Annotated in this window: 15 protein-coding genes; 7 read left to right on the top strand and 8 right to left on the bottom strand. The window is 51.4% G+C overall.

Annotated elements, in window-relative coordinates; all coding sequences use genetic code 11:
- Positions 1–16 precede the first annotated feature (16 nt).
- The 4 genes from ACJMNB_RS11435 (at position 17) to ACJMNB_RS11420 (ending at position 6,502) form a co-directional block, all read left to right on the top strand.
- Positions 17–2,290, top strand: a complete 2,274-nt coding sequence (locus ACJMNB_RS11435; RefSeq protein ID WP_405342547.1) for an aconitate hydratase — start codon at positions 17–19, stop codon at positions 2,288–2,290.
- A 131-nt stretch (positions 2,291–2,421) separates the two neighbouring features.
- A complete protein-coding gene (locus ACJMNB_RS11430; protein ID WP_405342545.1) occupies positions 2,422–2,946 on the top strand; it encodes a hypothetical protein in 525 nt (174 codons plus the stop codon).
- A 196-nt stretch (positions 2,947–3,142) separates the two neighbouring features.
- Complete coding sequence (serC, locus tag ACJMNB_RS11425) at positions 3,143–4,249, top strand: 3-phosphoserine/phosphohydroxythreonine transaminase (protein ID WP_405342543.1); 1,107 nt, start codon at positions 3,143–3,145, stop codon at positions 4,247–4,249.
- 183 nt (positions 4,250–4,432) lie between these two features.
- A complete protein-coding gene (locus ACJMNB_RS11420; RefSeq protein ID WP_405342541.1) occupies positions 4,433–6,502 on the top strand; it encodes a glycoside hydrolase family 11 protein in 2,070 nt (689 codons plus the stop codon).
- Between the two features lie 73 nt (positions 6,503–6,575).
- Here ACJMNB_RS11420 and ACJMNB_RS11415 read toward each other — a convergent pair whose 3' ends face one another.
- Genes ACJMNB_RS11415 through asd form a run of 4 tightly spaced genes read right to left on the bottom strand, consistent with a single transcriptional unit; the run spans position 6,576 to position 9,523 of the window.
- Complete coding sequence (locus ACJMNB_RS11415; RefSeq protein WP_405342539.1) at positions 6,576–6,905, bottom strand: GerW family sporulation protein; 330 nt, start codon at positions 6,903–6,905, stop codon at positions 6,576–6,578.
- A 21-nt stretch (positions 6,906–6,926) separates the two neighbouring features.
- A complete protein-coding gene (locus ACJMNB_RS11410) occupies positions 6,927–7,766 on the bottom strand; it encodes a hypothetical protein (RefSeq protein WP_405342537.1) in 840 nt (279 codons plus the stop codon).
- Positions 7,767–7,786: 20 nt separating this feature from the next.
- Positions 7,787–8,653, bottom strand: a complete 867-nt coding sequence (locus ACJMNB_RS11405) for a hypothetical protein (RefSeq protein ID WP_405342535.1) — start codon at positions 8,651–8,653, stop codon at positions 7,787–7,789.
- A gap of 18 nt (positions 8,654–8,671) precedes the next feature.
- On the bottom strand, positions 8,672–9,523 hold the full coding sequence (asd, locus tag ACJMNB_RS11400; protein ID WP_405342533.1) for an archaetidylserine decarboxylase: 852 nt from the start codon (positions 9,521–9,523) through the stop codon (positions 8,672–8,674).
- A 202-nt stretch (positions 9,524–9,725) separates the two neighbouring features.
- Between asd and ACJMNB_RS11395 the strand changes: the two genes are divergently transcribed.
- Complete coding sequence (locus tag ACJMNB_RS11395) at positions 9,726–11,570, top strand: DNA topoisomerase IV subunit B (RefSeq protein ID WP_405342531.1); 1,845 nt, start codon at positions 9,726–9,728, stop codon at positions 11,568–11,570.
- 70 nt (positions 11,571–11,640) lie between these two features.
- Here the strand turns inward: ACJMNB_RS11395 and ACJMNB_RS11390 are convergent, their stop codons facing one another.
- The 4 genes from ACJMNB_RS11390 to ACJMNB_RS11375 form a co-directional block, all read right to left on the bottom strand.
- Entirely contained in the window at positions 11,641–12,981 is a 1,341-nt protein-coding gene (locus tag ACJMNB_RS11390; RefSeq protein WP_405342529.1) for an MATE family efflux transporter, read from the bottom strand.
- A 90-nt stretch (positions 12,982–13,071) separates the two neighbouring features.
- Positions 13,072–14,421 (bottom strand): hemolysin family protein, encoded by a 1,350-nt coding sequence (locus tag ACJMNB_RS11385; protein ID WP_405342527.1) that lies wholly within the window; start codon positions 14,419–14,421, stop codon positions 13,072–13,074.
- The gene (gene ybeY, locus ACJMNB_RS11380) at positions 14,421–14,903 is read right to left on the bottom strand and encodes an rRNA maturation RNase YbeY (protein ID WP_405342525.1); all 483 of its coding nucleotides are present in this window, start codon (positions 14,901–14,903) and stop codon (positions 14,421–14,423) included. Before ybeY ends, ACJMNB_RS11385 begins: the two co-directional genes overlap by 1 nt.
- Positions 14,903–15,187 (bottom strand): hypothetical protein, encoded by a 285-nt coding sequence (locus ACJMNB_RS11375; RefSeq protein ID WP_405342523.1) that lies wholly within the window; start codon positions 15,185–15,187, stop codon positions 14,903–14,905. Before ACJMNB_RS11375 ends, ybeY begins: the two co-directional genes overlap by 1 nt.
- Before the next feature lie 162 nt (positions 15,188–15,349).
- Between ACJMNB_RS11375 and ACJMNB_RS11370 the strand changes: the two genes are divergently transcribed.
- Positions 15,350–17,272: a FecR domain-containing protein gene (locus tag ACJMNB_RS11370; RefSeq protein ID WP_405342521.1), complete on the top strand. Its 1,923-nt coding sequence runs from the start codon at positions 15,350–15,352 to the stop codon at positions 17,270–17,272.
- A complete protein-coding gene (locus ACJMNB_RS11365) occupies positions 17,272–20,490 on the top strand; it encodes a right-handed parallel beta-helix repeat-containing protein (protein ID WP_405342519.1) in 3,219 nt (1,072 codons plus the stop codon). Before ACJMNB_RS11370 ends, ACJMNB_RS11365 begins: the two co-directional genes overlap by 1 nt.
- The last annotated feature ends 20 nt before the right edge of the window (positions 20,491–20,510 follow it).

The following is a 20,510-nucleotide window of genomic DNA, read 5'->3' as shown; positions in this document are numbered from 1 at the left end:
ATTTAAAGAGGTAACTATGCTTTTCAATTTCGACATGATCCAGGGCGTCTATGCCCGCATTCCCGCCCGCGTTGAAGCTGCCCGCAAGCAGCTCGGCCGCCCGCTCACCCTCGCCGAAAAGATCATCTACAGCCACTTGATCGACGGCGCCGAGAACAGGACCTACGAACGCGGCAAGGATTTTGCCGAATTCCACCCGGACCGCGTGGCCATGCAGGACGCCACCGCCCAGATGGCCTTGCTTCAGTTCACCACCGCCGGTAAGTCCAAGGTGGCAGTACCCAGCTCCGTGCACTGCGACCACTTGATTATCGCCCGCGAAGGTGCCGAAAAGGATTTGCCCCGCGCTAAGGAAGAAAGCAAGGAAGTGTACGATTTTCTCCAGTCCGTGTCTGCCAAGTACGGCATTGACTGCTGGCTCCCGGGTGCAGGCATCATCCACCAGGTGGTGCTCGAAAACTACGCCTTCCCCGGTGGCATGATGATCGGTACCGACTCCCATACGGTAAACGCCGGCGGTCTCGGCATGCTCGCCATTGGCGTGGGCGGTGCAGACGCCGTGGACGCCATGGTGGGCCTCCCGTGGGAACTCAAGTACCCGAAGATGATCGGCGTGAAGCTCACGGGTAAGCTCCGTGGCTTTGCTACCGCCAAGGACATTATTCTTAAGCTCGCCGGTATCCTTACCGTGAAGGGCGGCACCAACGCCATCATCGAATACTTCGGCGAAGGCGCCCGCAGCCTCTCCGCTACCGGCAAGGCAACCATTGCCAACATGGGTGCCGAAGTGGGCGCTACCTGCTCCACCTTCAGCTACGACGACTCCATGAGCCGCTACCTCAAGGTCACCGGCCGCGCCGACGTCGCCGCCGCCGCCGACAAGATTGCCGAACACCTCAAGGCCGACCCCGAAGTCGAAGCCAATCCGGAAAAGTTCTTCGACCGCGTCGTGGAAATCAACCTCGACGAACTGGTGCCGCACTACAACGGCCCCTTCAGCCCGGACCGCGCTTACGCCGTCACCGACATGGCTGAATCTATTAAGGCCACCGAAACGAAGGCCGAATCTACGCCGGTCGTGAGCGCCGCCCTCATCGGTTCTTGCACCAACTCCAGCTACGAAGACCTGTTCATGGCCGCCAACATGATCAAGCAGGCTCTCGCCAAGGGTCTTACCCCGAAGTGCCCGCTCCTCATCAACCCGGGTTCCGAACAGGTGCGCTACACCGCCGAACGCGACGGCCTCATGGACTTGTTCAAGCAGTTCGGAGCAACCGTCATGACCAACGCCTGCGGTCCTTGCATTGGCCGTTGGGACCGTGCCGGTGCCGACAAGAAGGAACTCAACACCATCGTTCACAGCTTTAACCGTAACTTCGCCAAGCGCGCCGACGGCAACCCGAACACTCACGCCTTTGTGGCTTCCCCGCTCATGGCCGTGATCGCCGCCCTCTCTGGCGACATCCGCTTCAACCCCATGACCGACACCCTCGTGAACAACGAGGGCAAGGCTGTGAAGCTCGACCCGCCGGAACAGTGCGAACTTCCGCCGAAGGGCTTCGAAGTGAAGGACGCCGGTTACCAGGCTCCGGCAGAAGACGGCTCCAAGATTACCGTGACCATCAACCCGGAAAGCAAGCGCCTCCAGGCCCTCGCACCGTTCGCTGCATGGGATGGCAAGGATATCGCAGGCGCTCCGCTCCTGATCAAGGCCAAGGGCAAGTGCACCACCGACCATATCTCCATGGCCGGTCCGTGGCTCAACTACCGCGGTCACTTGGAAAACATTTCTAACAACATGCTCATCGGCGCCGTGAACGCCTTCAACGGCGAAACCAACAAGGTTCTCTGCCAATGCGGTGAATACAAGGAAGTTCCGGAACTTGCCAAGATCTACAAGGCCAAGGGTACGGGCTCCATCGTGATCGGTGACGAAAACTACGGTGAAGGCTCCAGCCGCGAACACGCCGCCATGGAACCGCGCTTCCTCGGTGTGAAGGCCGTGATCGTGAAGAGCTTCGCCCGCATTCACGAAACGAACCTCAAGAAGCAGGGCATGCTCGCCCTCACCTTCAAGAACGCTGCCGACTACGACAAGATCCAGGAACAGGACGTGTTCGACATCGTTGGCCTCACCAAGTTCGCCCCGGGTTCCGAGTTCACCCTCGTCGCCCACCACAAGGATGGTTCCGTCGATAACATCGCCCTCAGCCACACCTACAACGAACAGCAGTGGGCATGGTTCAAGGCCGGTTCCGCCCTCAACCTGATCCGTGCCAACAACAAGTAACCTGAAAAGCTCTAAAAAGTGTCACTTTTTTGGAAATTTGACAAAAACGTGACACTTTTACAAGTTTTGTTTATATATATTGAGTCTATGGTGCCACAACTCGCACCAAAAGGTTTTTAAAAAGGATAATTATGCTTTCTTACGCTGATGCCTACAAAATCGCAGCCGAAGTCCACAAGAATCAAACCGACAAGGCTGGTGGCCCTTACATCGACTTTCTTCAGAACGTCGCAGACTTCTTGAAGAACAAGGGTGAATCCGAGGAAGTTCAGACCCTCGCCATTTTGCAGGACTTGATTACCGATTCTACCAAGAAGACTCCTGAAGAAGTGGTCGCCATGGGCGTTCCGGCCAACATGGTCGAAATGATCCAGAAGATGACTTACCACAAGAACCAGGGTTGGATTGACGAATACAGCTGCAAGCTCATGGCCGAAGGCGTCCCCGCCGAAGAAGCCAACTATGAAGCTCGCGAAAAGGAATTCGTCAAGTTCATGGGCACCCTTAAGAGTGATCCGCTGATGGCCAAGGCCAAGAGCGCCATTCTGAACGTGCTCCTTGAAGACAAGTACATCAAGCGCCAGGAACGCCGCGAACTCAAGACCAAGTTCCGCCTGAAAAAGTACCAGGCCGCTATCGAAGCTCTCGGTGTATAAGCCCAAATATCATTACAAATAGCCCGATTGGGCAACAAAGAATCGACCCCGCGCAAGCGGGGCTTTTTTATTGCCCCTCATCAAAATTTTTTATTGCTTCCGATATAGCCGAACAATCCGTATTTTGCTATTTTTACGCCCGTAATTTAAAAGTCCCCGTAAACCATGCGGGGCGAAAACAAAAAGGAACACAACCATGGCAAATAAAGTCTATAACTTTAGCGCAGGCCCGTCTGTCCTGCCCGAACAAGCACTCAAGGAAGCATCTGCTGCATGCATCGACTACGCAAATAGCGGCATCAGCATTCTCTCCATGAGTCACCGTTCAAAGCCGATCGAAAACATGTTCGCCGAAACCGAACAGTTCCTTCGTGACTTGATGGGCATCCCCGAAAACTACGACATCGTTTTCCTCGGTGGTGGTTGTTCCCTTCTGTTCTGCATGCTCCCGATGAACTTCTTGGACCAGAACGCTACTGCAGACTACGCTCTGACTGGCGTCTGGGCAAACAAGGCTTACAAGGAAGCCAAGCAGTTCGGTAACGCTCTCGCCGCTTGCGACACCAAGTCCGAAACCTACTGCCGCATCGACAAGAACCTGAAGCTTTCCGACAACGCTTCTTACCTCCACGTAACTGCCAACAACACCATCTACGGTACTGAATGGCACAACTTCCCGAAGCCGAAGTCCGGCTTCCTCATGGCTGACGTGAGCTCTGACTTCCTCGCCCGTAAGATCAACGTCTCTGACTTCGGCGTTGTGTACGGCGGCGCTCAGAAGAACATCAGCTGCGCAGGCGTGACCGTGACCATCATCCGTAAGGACTTGCTCGGCAAGGTGAACCGCACCATCCCGACCATGCTCAACTTCCAGACCCACATTGACGCTCAGAACATGTTCAACACTCCTCCGGTATTCGCCGTGTACGTGATGAACCGCACCCTCAAGTGGCTCAAGGAATTCGGCGGTGTCGAAGCCATCGAAAAGGTGAACCGTTCCAAGGCAGCTCTCCTCTACAGCGCCCTCGACAACTCCAAGGTGTTCGTCGGTACCGCTGCCAAGGAAGACCGTTCCATCATGAACGTTCCGTTCGTGTTCAACAAGGACGTCGTTGCAGCCGACAAGGCTGACGATCTCGCTAAGGAATTCCTTGAATTCGCTAAGGCCCGCGGCCTCCAGCAGCTCAAGGGTCACCGCTCCGTGGGTGGCTTCCGCGCATCTATCTACAACGCTATGCCGGTTGAAGGTGTGCAGGCCCTCGTGGATTGCCTCGGCGACTTCGAAAAGAAAGTTTTGGGCTAAGCCCGAAACTTGGCCTCACGCGTAGCGGGAGGCCAATGTTCAATGGCTAATCCAAGAGTGTCATCCTGAGCGGAATGCCGCAAGGCATGAAGTCGAAGGATCTAAACAATTAAAAGGCTTCGGGATAATACCCGAAGTTTTTTATTTTTGTTACTGTGTTTTTATGGTTATTGGGAGTGTTCTATGAACAAGAAAACTAGTTTTATCAAAGCCGCTTTTATTTTTGCGATGGCTTTGACCATGACAACAGCGGCCTACGCCGTGGATGCCTGTAAAGATCAGGAAATGGGACACGTGGGCGAAGGAACCATAGTAGAAGGCGACGCAAAAGGTTCCATCACCGATATTCCTTGGGGATTTCAGCAGTGGTCCCAAAATGAATCCAGTTACATGACCTACTATAGTAATGGCACATATCAAGCTATATGGAGCAATGCGGTCGACTATATGGCCATGGTCGGTTTCTTTTATGATGAAACAGGCATCGATTATACGGAAAAAAACTATGCGGTTGATTATAAATACTCAAAAACAGGAAGCGCACCTTACGGCTATATTGGCGCTTATGGTTGGACAACAAATCCTCTAGTCGAGTTCTACATCATAGATGACTGGTATAGCAAGCCTAGTGAACAATATATTGGCGAAAAGTTCGGCGAAATCACCGTCGATGGAGCGAAATATACTATCCACGCATATCTTCGTCAGCAAGAACCTATCGACTTCGATCCGAGCAATAAGCAAACATACGTGCAGATTGTCAGTGTTCGTGACTCAGCCCGTCAATGTGGACATATCAATATTTCCGCCCATTTAAAAAAGTGGAACGAACTCTTTACTGGACAAACAAAACAGCTTAGAGGTTCTAAAGGCGGCGGATCAGCAAGTCTCAAGCTCGGCAAAATAACCAAAGTATTGTTCATGACCGAAGCAGGCGGGAACGCAACAGGTTCCATTGATTTCACTTACTTTAATATGGAAGAAAACGCTTCGTCTAATAGCGAAGTGATTGAATCAAGTTCATCTTCCGAAGAAGAGTCTAGCTCCTCCGAAAAATCTAGTTCGTCTGTAACGCTTCCCCCTTATGTTTTAGTTGATGCTTGCCAAGATGACGTAAATATGGGACATCCCGGTGAAGGCAACATCATAGAAAAAAACCGTATCGGTTCCATCAAAAATACTCCCTGGCACTTCGAACAATGGTATGACGGAGGCGATGCAGCAATGACTGTTTACGACAACGGAACCTTTAAGTCTGAACTGGATGAAGCTGCCGACTATATTGCACGTGTAGGTTTCCGATATGATTCAACAGGGATTGATCATACTACCAAAGCCTTCGCCGCAGATTATAAATACACTAGGTCTGGAAAAGCAGGAAATAACAACTACTTAGGCGCGTATGGTTGGACAACAAAACCGCAGGTAGAATTTTACATTGTAGATGATTGGTGGGATGGTCCCAGACCCAACGAACTGTATGTGGGCGAAAAGTTTGGTGAAATAGAAGTAGATGGAGCCAAATACTCCATTCACGCGTTTCTGCGCCAGCAGGAGCCCTCCACAACAGGAACATCCACCTTTATGCAAATTTTCAGCATTCGCGAGACACCCCGTAAGTGCGGACATATTGACATTTCCGCCCATTTCAAAAAATGGAACGAACTCTTTACGGGGCAAGAGAAAATCCTCAGAGGTTCTAAGGGCGGTGGAAAAGCGGAACTTAAATTCGGCAGACCGACTGAAATATCGATCATGGCAGAAGCCGGCCATTGTAAAGAATGTTCTATAGATTATACTTATCTGAATATTGTGGACAACGCCTATTCTAGCAGTGAAGCGATTGAATCTAGTTCGTCCGAAGTAGAATCCTCATCTTCTGAAGAAGCGAAATCTTCGAGCAGCAAGGTTCAAGAATCTAGTTCGTCCGAAGAGGAATCATCATCTTCTGAAAGCATTAAATCTTCGAGCAGCAACAAACCGGAATCTAGTTCGTCTGCAGAAGAATCATCTTCATCCGCAGCAGAAAGTTCGTCTTCGGAAGAGGAATATACAACCACTCTGTCGGCAAACATCCACCTCAACAATACTGACAAAAACCTGCAGGTATTCGATATGCAAGGACGTTTCCTGGGAACGACTTTATTTACAAGAGAAACGGATATGCAAGCCACAGTTAAGGCTCTTGTCCAAAGGAGCGGAAACTATATCGTTAGACAGAACGGATATGTCTACAAGATTTCCGTGAAATAGTCACATTCATCTAAAAAGCATTAGAAAGACCTCCGCAAATGCGGAGGTCCTTTTTTTTAACACTTAAAAAAAATTAATCGTCGCTCTTCTTAAACTTGTTGACTACGTCGGGCACAATGTCCATGACCTTGGCCACCAGCGAGCTGTCCTTGCTAATAGGCATCACGCGCACGTCGTCGCCCTTGATCACCAGGAATGCCACCGGTTCCACCGAAGCGCCACCGCCAGAGGCAGAAGTGTCGCCCTTGCTCTGGTGACCGCCAAAACCGAAGCCCACCGACACGCGGCTCACGGGCACAACGGTCGATTCACCGGCCTGAATGGGGTTACCGATAACCGTTTCTGCCTTAGTGATGAAACGGAGCTTTTCTAAAAGAGTTTCTGCAAGTTTTTCAATAGCCATGACTTTAATATAACAAAAAGATTAATAACGTGCCTCAAAAATGCGATCGCTGGCGGTAAAGAACGTGCGTTCCAAGTCCGGCCATGACATATAGCCCCAAACAACGGCCACACGCCCACCGGCAAGACGGCTCGCAATTCCGTTAGAGCCCTCGCCCGCTTCAAAGTAAACGCAATCGTTTGCCGGAACAATTTCGACAGGCGTCACCTGCTTAAGGCCCGAAGTCCAAGTCTTAAACGCATCGGATTCCACCTGATCCCAACTGCGGGCCACATTCCAGCGCAAGTTACCGTCGCGGTAGCTCTGCACCAGCACCGGGAAGGTCGATTTCACGCCCAAGAAGAATCGGGTTTCAATCGAGGCGCGGCCCTGTTCGCGATGTTCAAAAGGCAAGCTCAAGAAGGCCTGCGGGAATCCGCCATGGTAGCCCGGGAACTTGCGCACGTAGTTTTCCAGGTCGGCGCGCTCGTAGCGGCGGTAACTGTCGTGCCTGAAAATAAAAATGCGCTTGTCGGCACGGAAGCTCTGTTCCAAGAAGTTACCCCTCAGAATAGGAATGCTCCCCTGGAAGTGTCCGCTGTTCATGTAGTAATCCAGCGCGTACACATCGCTTTCGAATTCAAGCACCGTCACGCCCAGCGTATCGCCCAACATGACCGCATAGCGGTAGTCGTAGCGGCGTTCAAGGGACGGGATTTCCGCATTCTTCGAAGAATCTGCCTTAAACGAAGCGGGTCTTAAATACTTGTACTGGATCGAGGAATAATCCACCGGCTTTTCAACCTTCTTCTGGCAGCCCGCAACAAGCGTCGCGACACTCGCCGCAAGAGCCAACCTGAATAGTTTAGAAGTGAAAAGCATAGGCGAAAATTAGCAAATAATTATTCTGCGTAGTTACAAAATTCACGGAGCGGGCATTTGCGGCAATGGTCCGTAACCGTCCTGCAAATGAATCCCTCAGAGCCATCTTCTAAGAAGAACTGCAGGCTATGTGAGGCGACGGATGCGGTCAAGGCATCCACTTTGGAATTTCGCACCTGTTCATCGGCGCTAGATTCCATCAGGTACTGCACCAGCGCCACGTACAAATCCGTCGCAAGCTTTTGCTTTTGCGCAGGCTCCAGGTCCGCAAAGCCATCGCTTGCAGGCCCAAGAATGGAGAGGTAGCGGCGAGCGCCCATGGTTAACGGCAAGGGCGGCATTTTAGGCGAAGGCGCACAGTCTAGTCCAAGCCCCACCGGCGAAGGCGCGAGCAAGCGATAGATTGCGGCACAGACTTTCGGGCGCGGGTTTCCCTTGCCCATAAAGTAAATCTCGCCCAAGTCGCGCCAGAGTTCTTCGGGCGTGCGGGACTTGAGCCATTCCTGCAAATTATCATGACGGCGAACAAAGAGCCCCACGCTCCAGAAAATGCCGGCCACATTTTCGAACATGGACCAAGTGCGGCAACCGAAGGCCGATTCCACGCAGTCTTCAATATCGCTGGCCTTGGGCACCGGCAGCGTCCAGAGTTTATCGCCAGGGAATTTTTCGTTCAGCAACTTCAGGAGAGCCGTAAATTCAAAGTAGCTCACGTCCTGAAAAAGCGCCGTTCCTAAAAGGGTCCAAGCAATCCGTTCATTCACGCCCTTTTCAAGCTTCGCCACCGCAAGCACCGGGTCATCGACCCGGGCAAATAACCGCACGAATTCCGCCGTCGCCTTGAACAACGCGGGTTCATCGTGGATAAATCTCTTGACCGAGACCATCGGCAAAAACCTAAAGAATTAGAGGGACTCGCCCACCTTGACTGCCTTGCCGAGGCTAGACTTGAACAAGTCCGGATGGCGTTCGCGGATTTTCTTGTCCACCACCAGAATCACGGTACTACCCATTTCAAAACGGCCCAATTCGCCGCCCTTTTCCACCGTGATCTTTTCTTTGGGCGACCAGTCGTAACGCTTGCAGTTCCTGGGGAGCTTGCCCGCGTTCACCAAAAGTTCGTCCGAATAAGCCACACCGATACGGCCCACGTTGGTGGCACCGACCTTCACCACCAGCATCTCGGAACCATCGTCCAAGCGCAAGTGGCTGGTAAGGCGTTCGTTAATGCAGAACAAGCCTTCCACGCGTTCCACGCTACCCACGTTCACCGGCCAGAGCGTGCCGGGGCAGTAGCTGGCGTCCACCACTTCGGCCTTTGCAGGGCTATGAATGCGGTGGTAGTTGAACGGGGCCAGATAAATCGTTGCAAAGGCGCCGCCTTCAAAGCGCTTCGCCATTTCTTCGTCGCGGAGCAAGTCCTTGAGCGTATAAGTCTTGCCCTTGGCCTGAATCAATTCCTGCTTTTCGTCGAAAGTTGCCGTCTGCGAAAGCACGCCATCCACCGGAGACACAATTTCAGAGTCTGCAATGGGGCGCATTCCGGGCTTGAGCCTACGGATAAAGAGCTCACCGATGTTGGCGTAATGTTCCAGCGGGTATTCCGATTCTTCCATGTTCAGCTTGTAATAAGCGGCAAAGGCATTGCGGGCCTTCTTGGAAATCACGGGCAGTTTAAGGCGGGTCAACGCACCGAAGGCACGGCTAGCGGCATTCTTCGGCAACAACTTCATAAAGACGTAAAAAGCGGTATTCATGGGGCTAAAAGTAGAAAATTCCAAATTGTTAGTCATTGGCCGCCCAAGATTCGTTACCAACGGCAAACAAACTGCACACTTGCACACTAGTTATATTTTTTGTATATTGTGTTCCGGAAGTTTTTGACACTGGAATGTCAAAAAAATTGTCTATCTTTGAATCGACAAAATTTTTAACGAATAACGAGAGTTTCTAATTACTATGGCAGCAGCAAAATATACCGAAGACAGCATTAGAACACTAGAATGGAACGAACACATCCGCGAACGTCCGGGTATGTACATCGGCAAGCTCGGTGACGGTAACAGTCCCGACGACGGTATCTATGTCTTGGTCAAGGAAATTATCGACAACTCCATCGACGAATTCGTGATGGGTGCCGGCAAGCAAATTATTATCGATATTGAAGACCACAGCGCCCGCGTGCGCGACTTTGGCCGCGGCATTCCTCTGGGCAAGGTCATTGACTGCGTATCGAAGATTAACACCGGTGGTAAGTACGACTCCGAAGCCTTCCAGAAGTCTGTGGGCTTGAACGGTGTGGGTACCAAGGCCGTGAACGCCCTTTCCACCAAGTTCATCGTGAAAAGTTTCCGCGACGGTCGCATGAAAGAAGCCGAATTCAGCATGGGTAAGCTCGTGCGCGAAGAACGCGAAAAGAATACGACCGAAAAGAACGGTACCGAAATCTATTTCGAACCGGATGCAAGCATTTTCAAGAATTTCCGCTTCTTGCCGGGCTACATGGAAGAAAAGGTATGGAACTACGCCTACCTGAACAACGGGCTCACGCTCGTGATGAACGGCAAGACCTACAATAGCCCGAACGGCCTTCTGGACCTGTTGCAGAACCACGTGGACGATTCTATCCGCTACCCGGTGGCCCACTTTAAGGCAAACGATATCGAAGTCGCCTTTACTCACGGCAACCAGTACGGCGAACACTACTACAGCTTTGTGAACGGTCAGCACACCACCCAGGGCGGTACCCACCAGCAAGCTTTCCGCGAAGGTATCGTGAAGGGTGCCCGCGACCACTTCAAGAAGGATTTGGACGGCGGCGATGTGCGTAACTGCATTATCGGCGCCATTTCGGTGCGCATTCAGGAACCGGTCTTTGAATCCCAGACCAAGACCAAGCTCGGCTCAACAACGGTGGCTCCGGGTGGCGCCCAGCTGCGTACCTGGATTGTGGATTACGTTGCTCGTGAACTGGACAACTACCTCCATAAGAATCCGGAAACCGAAAAGGCCCTTTTAAACCGCATCACGCAGAACGAACGCGAACGCAAGGAAATCGCCGGCATCAAGAAACTAGCCAACGAACGCGCCAAGAAGGCGAACCTGCACAACCGCAAACTGCGCGACTGCAAAATTCACCTGACCGACGCGAAGAATGCGCTCAACCGCGAAACCATGATCTTCATTACCGAAGGTGACTCTGCATCGGGTTCTATCACCAAGGCCCGCAACGTGCAGACCCAGGCCGTGTTCAGCTTGCGCGGTAAGCCGCTGAACAGCTTCGGCATGACCAAGAAGGTGGTGTACGAAAACGAAGAATTCAACCTGTTGCAGCACGCACTCGATATCGAAAACGGTCTCGAGAACCTCCGCTACGACAAGGTGATTATCGCGACCGATGCTGATGTGGACGGTATGCATATTCGTCTGCTCCTGATGACCTTCTTCTTGCAGTTCTTCCCCGAACTGGTGGAACAGAAGCACTTGTTCATTCTGCAGACTCCGCTTTTCCGCGTGCGCAACAAGCAAGTGACCAAGTACTGCTACGACGAAACGGAACGCGACAGAGCCGCCAAGGAAATCGGCAAGACCGGTCTTGAAATCACTCGATTCAAAGGTCTCGGTGAAATTTCTCCGGAAGAATTCGGCCAGTTCATCGGCGAAGAAATGCGCCTTGAAACGGTGGTGCTCCCGCCCGACGCCTCCTTCGGCAAGATGCTCGCCTACTACATGGGCAACAACACGCCCCAGCGCCAGGATCACATTGTGCAGAACCTCCGCGCCGAAGCCGTGGAAGAGCTCTAATCCGCTTAAAATCATTAAAAAATGCGCGAAATCAATTCGCGCATTTTTTTGTTTTGGGGAAATAGAATTTCTAAACTACGGCCTTGCTTTTCCAGCGACCGCTACGCCAACGCCACAAGTTCGCAAAGGAGCGGTAAAGTTCGTCGCTGGCCATGCCAAGCCAAAGTCCCGGAAGGCCAAGCCCCAACACAAAGGCAAGAATCAGCGAAGTCGCCAGGCCAAGGGTCCACATCATGGCGCTGCCGACGATGGCCGGGAACTTGGAATCCCCCGACGCCCTTAAAGAGGTCGTGACAATATAGTTCACCGCCTTAAAAGGCTGCACCGCCACATCGCACCAGAGACAGATTTTACCGAGGCGAATCACTTCGGGATTATCCGTATACAGCCGAATCAGCTGTTCACCTAAAAGGGCTACCACAATCGAGAGCAAAAGTCCGCTCGTAACGCCGATGGCAAGCGTTTCGCGAACGCGCTTGTTCGCCTTGTCATAATCATGAGCGCCCACCAAGTGGGCCACGAGAATCTGGTTTCCGCTACCGAGACCCACACCAAGAATCACCGAGAGGGCGGCAAAGTTACCCGCAAACACGCGGGCCGTCATGGCTGTCGTGCCCACATACACCACCATCGCCGTAATGAAAACCTGGAACAGCTGGAAGCTAATGGGTTCAGCGGCAGCAGGAAGCCCAATTCGAATCCAGTCCGGCAAAAGCACGCGAGAACGCTTCCAGTCGCGGGATTTACTGTGGTGTTTCACCTTGAGCTTAAGCACCATCCAAAGAATTCCTGAAGAAATGAGCCAGGAAAGGGCTGTCGCAAGGGCCACTCCGTATACACCCATCTTGGGGAGCCCGAAATAGCCCTCGAGAAATACGACATTCAAGGCGGCGTTGCTGGCAATGGTAATCGTATTGCCCACAAAATTCCAAATCGTCAGGCCGTGGGTCGCGATAAGGGCGGTCAAAATGGTCTGCAGAGCGCGAAAAGCAAAACCGAACGAAACCACACTCAAGAACTGCATGGCATACTTGGCCGGGTCATCGGAAAGGCCCATCCAGTGCGGAATCGAACCCGAAAGCGGGTAAACAACTAGCGTCAGGGCAAGGCCAAGGAGAACACTCCCGAAAAGGACCATAGTCTGGGTACTGCTGGCGTGGCTATTCTGCTTGGCACCGATATACTGCGAAACAATGCTTGCCCCGGATTGCGAAAACGCATGCAAAGCCGTAAACAAGGCTCCCAGAATCGGAAGCATGGCACCCACACCGGCGGCAGCCGTTTCTGACGTTCGAGAAAGGAACCAGCTGTCCATCATGGGCTGAATCATGCCCACGGCAAAAGTCAGGATAAGCGGCCAGGAAAGGCTTATCAGGGACCGGTCTTTGACGTCTTTTTTAGTTCCTTGCATAGCACAATTTTAGAAATGAAAAAGGCGCTCCGAAAGAGCACCTTATATAATTAGTGGTCCGCGCTGTATACAGAATATTCAGTTTAGCAGCTACACAACCTTGAAAGCCTGTGTACGGGGCACGGCCTTGATGTTCTTGGTCTTGCCTTTGCCGGGCTGGATCATGAGCACCTTTTCCATACGGGTGCCGTCCATCTTGAGCACGCGGAAGGTATAACCCTTGATAGTGACTTCGGCACCGGGAGACGGAATAATGCCGAGGGTTGCTTGAATCAGGCCCGAAAGGGTTTCCACGTGGGAATTTTCGGGAGCTTCCAGTTCCACGCCGAGCTTGTACTCCAAATCCGAAAGCGTCATGATAGGGTCGAGAATGAATCGGCCGTCCTTGAGGCGCTGCACGTCCTCATCTTCGTCCACGTCGTCTTCGTCCTTGATTTCGCCCACGATTTCTTCGAGAATGTCTTCGAGGGTCACAAGGCCTGCGGTTCCGCCGTATTCATCCACCACGATAGCCAGCTGGTTACCCGTCTTGCGCAGTTCGGTAAGCATGTCGTCAATCTTCTTGTGGTAAGGCACAAAGACCGGCGGCATCACCAGCTTCATGATGTCAAAGGGTTCGTCGCGGTGTTCGGTGTACCATTCCAAGAAGTCGCGGTTCGAAAGAATGCCAACGATGTTGTCGACGGTTTCCTTGTAAACCGGCAAGCGGGAATGGCGTTCCGTATTCAAGACCTTCACCAGTTCATCCAGCGGAGTACCCACTTCGACTGCGCACATGTCTACGCGAGGCGTCATGATTTCACGCACCGGCGTTTCCACGAAGTCGAAGATATTCAAAATCATCTGGCGTTCTTCCTGTTCCAAACCTTCGGCATCCGGATCCGCTTCATCGCTCAAGTCAGCCTGGGCCTGCACGGCGTCGCGGCGTTCTTCGGGCAAGAAGCTCAGCTTGGAATCGTAACCCAGGCCCTTCAAGATTTTCACGAAGAGCAGATGGCAGATCTTAGCCGGCAGTGCAAACGGGAGACGAATGATATTGAACAAGGGAATCAAAACGACAGCAAAAGTATCAGGCTTCAGGTTACCGAGCAAGTTGGCCAGGAACACCGTAATGGTGTAAATAGCAATGCATGCGAGCACCAGGTAGGCGGCAAAAGCCAGGAACCAGTAGTCCTGCACCCAGTTCCAGGGAATCATCTGGAACAGGTAAAAGCCCAGAACGCCCGCACCTACATTGCAGAAAATGCGGCCAATGGAAATGGTCTCGTTAAATCCGGGCAGTTCCACCAAGGAGGCGACCACCTCTTCGCGACCTTCGCGGTCACGGGCGTCACGCTTGGCATAAATGCCACTAAAGGCGGACTTGATCAGCGAAAACGAGAACGAAACGAATACAAAAATGGCAAGGAACGCTATGGCCCAACTTTCAGGTGTTTCCATTAGTCTTTCTCCTTATAGGGGTCCAGACCCAGGAACTCGCATTCACGGGCACGCATCACCTTACGGTCTGCAGCCTTGATATGGTCATAGCCGGAAAGGTGCAAGAGTCCATGGACAATCACACGCTTGAGTTCAGCATAGAACGTGTTGCCGTATTCGGGAGCTTGGCGGCGCACCTGTTCACGGGCGATATAGATTTCGCCAAGCATCGCCTCGTCTTCGGGAATTTCGACGCCCAGTTCGTTCTTCCATTCAAAGGAAAGAACGTCCGTCACCTTGTCGAGCCCGCGGTAGTCGCGGTTCATGACACGCACGAACTCATCGGTGCAGAGCACGATATTCACGTCTTTTTCCTTGCCTTCTTCGGCAAGGAGCTTGCGAGCCATCTTTTCAAACTTGTCCTTATACGGGAAAGTCTCGATGTCCCCCTCGCAAAGGAACTCGATATTATACTTCTTCTTTCGACTAGCAGGGTCAGGCATTAAATATTATACCACTTCTTGAGGACTTCTATGATAGCTTCGGCCTGAGCCTTGCCCGTAATCTTGAACTTGCCCTGAGGCTTGAAATTGCCCTGCATTTTGCGGTAGCGGCGCAGCGACACCTTGGGTTCCGTAAATTCACCAGTCTTCGGGTCCTTTTCCTGGTAAAAGAACATGACGGTGGGCCATGCTCCCTTCGAAAGGATTTCCTTGCCGACTTCCTTGATCACTTCTTCGCCGGTATCTTCGTCGCTGTAGGCAACGGTCAGTTCTTCAACTTCCATATGCGGTCCTATAGTTTATACGTTTACCATACGAACAAAAATGCTTCTTCCAAAATGCTTTGAAAAAAGTCACAGTTTTGTTACCCCGACTATACAATCTTTATCGGGACTGTAAAAAAATACATATATTTACGGACGAATGTAACTGTAAAGCGAGGCTTTATGTCTTTTTCACGTTTTTTTAGGCTTCTAGCAGCCCTACTGGCAATCCTCGTCGGGTTTTCTTTTGCCGCCAAAGTACAATCCGGCAAAGTAAACTACGCTGTAGGCGAAGTTTTTCTGCACAGAAGCGGGGCTAAACAGGTCATCAAGAGCTCCGATCCCGACATGAACAAGCTGAAAAAAGCCAAAAACGTAAAAGAAGGGGACAATATCGAGACCCTCCTGGAATCCGAAGTGATTATCGGCCTCCCCGATGGCAGTTCCTTCAATGTCCAGGAAAACACGATCGTGGCCATTACAAAGCTTTCTTTTGAAAACGGAGAAAACAACTTCATTACCGAAGTCAAAAGAGGTAGCATGAAGTTCGACGTGCAAAAGCAGGCTAACAGCAAGAGCAAATTCAAGTTCAAGACAGGTACCGCCACGGCAGCAATCCGAGGAACGGACGGTTTTGTCGGAACATCCAAAAGTTGCGCGGTGGCTTCGCTTGCAACGGGAAATCTTGATTTTGCAATCAACAATGATGAATCTACACGTGCGATTTCTGGTGGACAGACCATTATTTATTGCAAAAAGAATCTACTCGTGATGGACCTGAAATCTTCGGGTAACCAGGATCTTTTCAAGGCCCTCGACTCCGTTTTGACAGACACCACCTTGTCTGCAGACGCCATCCGCAAAGCTGCCGAAGAAGCTGACAAGAAGATTGTCGAAAAGCAGAACGCCCTAAAGTCCAAAATTCAATGTAACGTCACACCCCTCCCCGACATAGTCACGTCCTCGAAACAAGTCATTACGGCAACATGCTCCGAAGGAACCCACATCCGTATTTTCGACAATCCGGTCCGATCTGATGGCAACGAAATCAAGCTGGATGTGGAATGGGCTCCCAGCACCATCGGTCAAAAGAAAATTCCGCTAACCTGTTTCTTTGACGGAGACAGTTCCACGACTACCCAATGTGGCTTGGTGACCACTTACTACGCAGGCACCACCGACATTGAGGATCTTAAGGGACCGATTCCCCTGACTATCACGTCCTCAACACCGGTAGAAGTATGCGACCCGGCCATGGCAACGATAGAAGGCTTTTTTGACCCGGCAGACAGCAATGCCTCCCTCACCGTTTCTCTGGGTAAATACACATCCCAGAATCTGGTACCCCTAAGCGTGAACGGCAAATTCTCCCATTCCATTCCCGTGTCCGACAAAGCCGGCAACTGGAACGAAAAGAGCATTTACGTGAAATACCAATCCGCTCAAAACGGAAACCAGGAAGCAGAAATTCCCCTCAAGGTGAACAAATCCTGCAAGGCGGTCAACTTGCTCCCTCCCACGGTGGAAATCTATGCCAACAAATGCAAGGCCGAGCTTGCACTTGGCCAAACCAAAGGCGACAAGGCAATTTACACACTCTCCGTGGATAATGTTCCTCAAAAAGAAGTCTACTTTGATAGCGACCGCAAGTTCACCGACAACCTTGTTCGAGGAACCCACATATACAAGTTCCACGTAGAAGACCTGGCCGGCAACAAGGTCGAGCTTAACCAAAAGCTCGAATGCTACCCGCCGCTCAAGACTGTAAAAGTCAATTTTGAAAAAGGAAAAGGTCGTTTCGAAAAAGGAAAAGGCTACGTAGAACGTCTCCGTGTGCCGCCACCGCCACACCGCTACAGCAAGACCTTCTACAGACAGTTCAGTTTCACCGTGGCAGGACTTCCGCAAAACGATCCTGACTACATCAAGGAAATCAAAATTTCCTTGCCGGGTAACACGATCCTGCTTCGCGGTTCCGATTTAACATCTAACCGCATTGATCAGCAGATTGAGTTGACCCGTGGTGAGCCGACCACCATCAATATTACCGTCAAGCTAAAGAGCGAAGAAGTTCTTACGACGCAAAAGACATATGAGGCCCACTAATGAAAAGCACCTCTCTTTTTTCGATTATCGCTCTGACCACCACCTTGGCCTACGCACAGGAACCGGTAACACCTGTTCAAGACTCCGCCAAAGCTCCTGTTGTAGAACCTAGCGCCCAAGTAGCAACCCCCGAAGCCATCCAGCTTGCCGAAGGCACCCCTATTGGCGGAGCGATTCATGGTTTTATCAAGGCAGAACAGTCGCCATACCTGGTAACAGAAGACCTTACTGTAGAAGAAAACCAAGTCCTCGTCATTGTTCCTGGCGTCACATTGCAGTTCGCACCGGGCACAGGACTGTACGTTAAAGGCCAGCTGGTTGTAGCCGACGCCGTGGAATTCATTTCTGCATCGAAGGCCCCCAAAAACGGAGACTGGAAGGGAATTTTCCTTACCGGAAAGGAACCATCTGAAATTAGAAACGCGGTCATTAGCGGAGCCGCCAACGGCATCGTGGCAGAAAATACCACCGTAAGCATTCTCTCCTGCAAAATCGAAAAAACTGCCGGTCGTGGCGTCTATGCCAAAAATTCCAAAATTTCCATTAGCGGGACCCAATTCGAAAAGAATGACGGTGCTGCAGTCCACATCGACAGCTACAGCGACGCCACCATTAGCAATGCAACGTTTAATGACAACAAGGTGGCCCTCTACAACTCGAAACTAGCCATTACAAACGTAGTCTCTTCAAAATTCGAAAACAACGACTACGCCATTTTGGACATGGGCAACAGCCAGTTATCTTTCAACAACACCGAAGTAAACAAGAACAAAGTGGGCGCCAGCGCCAACGATGTTCTGGACAAAAGCGTTATTGAAAGCATTCGCGGAAACGAGACCGACTTTAACAAGGATATTAACGGAGTTGTGCAGACTCTCCCCTCAAGCCCTGAAATTCCGGGCATTGAAAGCCGCCCTGTTGACGCCAAGGACAACATCGGCATCTTGCTGGCTCAAAAGGAAGCGGCAGAATCAAAAGCCGACACCACAAAAAAATCCTGGAGCATTCTCGGAAACGTGATGATCGGGAACAACTATCATCATGTACTGACCCGCAAGAACCATTCCAAGACTACCGAAATTTTGGGGGATACCATTGAACGCGGCCAGCGTTACAAGAACACCTTCCAGGTTCCCGGTTTCGGAACCGAAGCCAGCATTTACTTGTTGATGCAGTCTCCCGACGGCAAGTCCATTGAATTCAGCGGCGACTATACCGGAGACCAATGGAATCGCTTTTCACCGACCCCGGTTACCTTGACCTATACTGACAGCTACAACCAGCTTATCTTGGGGGATTTCACCAAGGTCGGTGGAGAAACCTACATGGAAGGCCTTCCCGTTTTCGGTGCTAGCTACACCCTTTCGCTCCTTAAGAACAACGTGAACCAACCCCTGCTGGAACTGAACGGATTCTTCGGAGAAAACCGCAAGCCTTACCAAATTGGCGACCGCCATCCCGATATTTACAAGAACTACATTGAAGATGGCGAAGCCCAGGCTCAGCGTCTTGCTTACGGAGCCTCCCTCAAATGGGCTCCACTCCGCCGCTTTGACGCAACCTTTGGCGCCATTTATGCAGACGACGAGATCCATGATCCACTCCTGCGTGACGGAGGAAAAAAAGCGTCTATTACCAGCGAACCTCTGCAAAAGTCATTCACCTTGTATGCTGACGGAAACTGGTTGTTCTATCCTGGCGATATCGAACTGAACGGACAGATTGCCGTTGGCCGCGCCGACACGGCTGATGTTTACAGGGAACGGGCCATCAACGAGGTCTTTACCAAAGCCGGTTTAAATACAGCTTCTATGGGCAAGCTTCGCCAGCTCATGATCAGCGAAAGCAAGATCAATTCCCTTTCGGCTGAAGAACTGGACGAAATTTTTGGCGGCAACACCACCTTAAGCCGTAGCAAGATGCGTGACTCCCTGCGCACGCTGGTTCGCGAAGCCAAACAATTAAAGAAGGATTACGAAAGTGACCGAGATGACGATCGAGTACTGGGCCTTAACTGGGGCAGCCAGAATTTCGCCATCGGGGCATCACTCAATTGGAATGTTTACAAGACTACTATTTCAGGCCACATCAAGTACGTAGGTGAAGATTTCTACAGCGCAGGTTCTGCAAACCAGTTGGCAGACACTCGTGAATTCGGCGGAGACATCGAACAAATCATCACCAACTTCTGGACATTGAACTTCGGGTATTTGCTCAATATCGAAAACGCAGCCAGTGGAAGCAAGACCAACCTTCTTGGGCTTGGTGAAGGAACCCGCTGGGGGCTCTTCAACGACGACGATTCTAAATGGTTCGAAGAACACGAACTGGATTATAACAGAACCAAATATATCCAGAACTGGAATTTGGGTAACGGCTTCAAGATTGGCAAGAAGGTCAATGTCAACGTCGGCTACAACCTGGAATACCGTACGCAATATCGTCCTTACCAGCTCCACAGCGACCCTGTTCTGGAAGACGGAATTTATAGGGATGATTGGTTTGCCGCACGCAAGGACAAGGCCGTCACCAAGGTCGCATACAACGGCGACACCACCGAAGTGGACTCCGCTCGTTGGGCAGAATACAATGGACTTTTCGGCGAAGAATACCTGGCCTCCAAATTCCAGGAACGGATTTACAAGAACTCCTGGAGCCTGGAACTTTCCGTTCATGCCAACAAGACCCTCTTTAAGGCCGGTGGACGCTGGACCATCCGCACCGACAATTCCAAGTTCTACAAGGACGACCTGATTGATGGCATAGACCTTGACAATACCACCTGGGCAAAGATGGGTTACTACTTTGGCGGCGCAGATTACTTCGAACAGGCCTACCCCATCTCGGCAACGACGACCTTGAAACAGGTGCAGAACCAGTTCAGTTTCACGCCGCGCTTGAAGAACTACAAGCGTGACGACATGACCGAACGGGAATTCACCATCAATGACGAGCTCGAAATTTCGTTCCTCAGACGTTTCTTGATCCTCACCATTTCAGGTGAATTCCGATACATGACGACAGACTGGGAAGAAAACAACAAAGACTATGATGAAACGGAAACCGACGTGTTGGGTAGCACCAGCTTACGCGTGAACCATACCCAACGCTTGAGCACCGAATGGTACACAGGGGCCGCCCTTTATTACCGTCCTGACAACATCAGTGACGAATACAAGGACATTTACGGCGGCGTCCGCATAAATTACGTGTTCTAGTTATTCCCACGACGGGATCC

This window comes from Fibrobacter sp. (assembly GCF_045131395.1).
GTDB lineage: Bacteria > Fibrobacterota > Fibrobacteria > Fibrobacterales > Fibrobacteraceae > Fibrobacter.
This window is presented reverse-complemented; position numbering and strand designations above follow the sequence as displayed.

Bases quoted from the DNA above. Each gene is read 5' to 3' on its own strand.
- ACJMNB_RS11435 (WP_405342547.1), top strand. From the start codon at position 17: ATGCTTTTCAATTTCGACATGATCCAGGGCGTCTATGCCCGCATTCCC.
- ACJMNB_RS11430 (WP_405342545.1), top strand. From the start codon at position 2,422: ATGCTTTCTTACGCTGATGCCTACAAAATCGCAGCCGAAGTCCACAAG.
- serC (WP_405342543.1), top strand. From the start codon at position 3,143: ATGGCAAATAAAGTCTATAACTTTAGCGCAGGCCCGTCTGTCCTGCCC.
- ACJMNB_RS11420 (WP_405342541.1), top strand. From the start codon at position 4,433: ATGAACAAGAAAACTAGTTTTATCAAAGCCGCTTTTATTTTTGCGATG.
- ACJMNB_RS11415 (WP_405342539.1), bottom strand. From the start codon at position 6,905: ATGGCTATTGAAAAACTTGCAGAAACTCTTTTAGAAAAGCTCCGTTTC.
- ACJMNB_RS11410 (WP_405342537.1), bottom strand. From the start codon at position 7,766: ATGCTTTTCACTTCTAAACTATTCAGGTTGGCTCTTGCGGCGAGTGTC.
- ACJMNB_RS11405 (WP_405342535.1), bottom strand. From the start codon at position 8,653: ATGGTCTCGGTCAAGAGATTTATCCACGATGAACCCGCGTTGTTCAAG.
- asd (WP_405342533.1), bottom strand. From the start codon at position 9,523: ATGAATACCGCTTTTTACGTCTTTATGAAGTTGTTGCCGAAGAATGCC.
- ACJMNB_RS11395 (WP_405342531.1), top strand. From the start codon at position 9,726: ATGGCAGCAGCAAAATATACCGAAGACAGCATTAGAACACTAGAATGG.
- ACJMNB_RS11390 (WP_405342529.1), bottom strand. From the start codon at position 12,981: ATGCAAGGAACTAAAAAAGACGTCAAAGACCGGTCCCTGATAAGCCTT.
- ACJMNB_RS11385 (WP_405342527.1), bottom strand. From the start codon at position 14,421: ATGGAAACACCTGAAAGTTGGGCCATAGCGTTCCTTGCCATTTTTGTA.
- ybeY (WP_405342525.1), bottom strand. From the start codon at position 14,903: ATGCCTGACCCTGCTAGTCGAAAGAAGAAGTATAATATCGAGTTCCTT.
- ACJMNB_RS11375 (WP_405342523.1), bottom strand. From the start codon at position 15,187: ATGGAAGTTGAAGAACTGACCGTTGCCTACAGCGACGAAGATACCGGC.
- ACJMNB_RS11370 (WP_405342521.1), top strand. From the start codon at position 15,350: ATGTCTTTTTCACGTTTTTTTAGGCTTCTAGCAGCCCTACTGGCAATC.
- ACJMNB_RS11365 (WP_405342519.1), top strand. From the start codon at position 17,272: ATGAAAAGCACCTCTCTTTTTTCGATTATCGCTCTGACCACCACCTTG.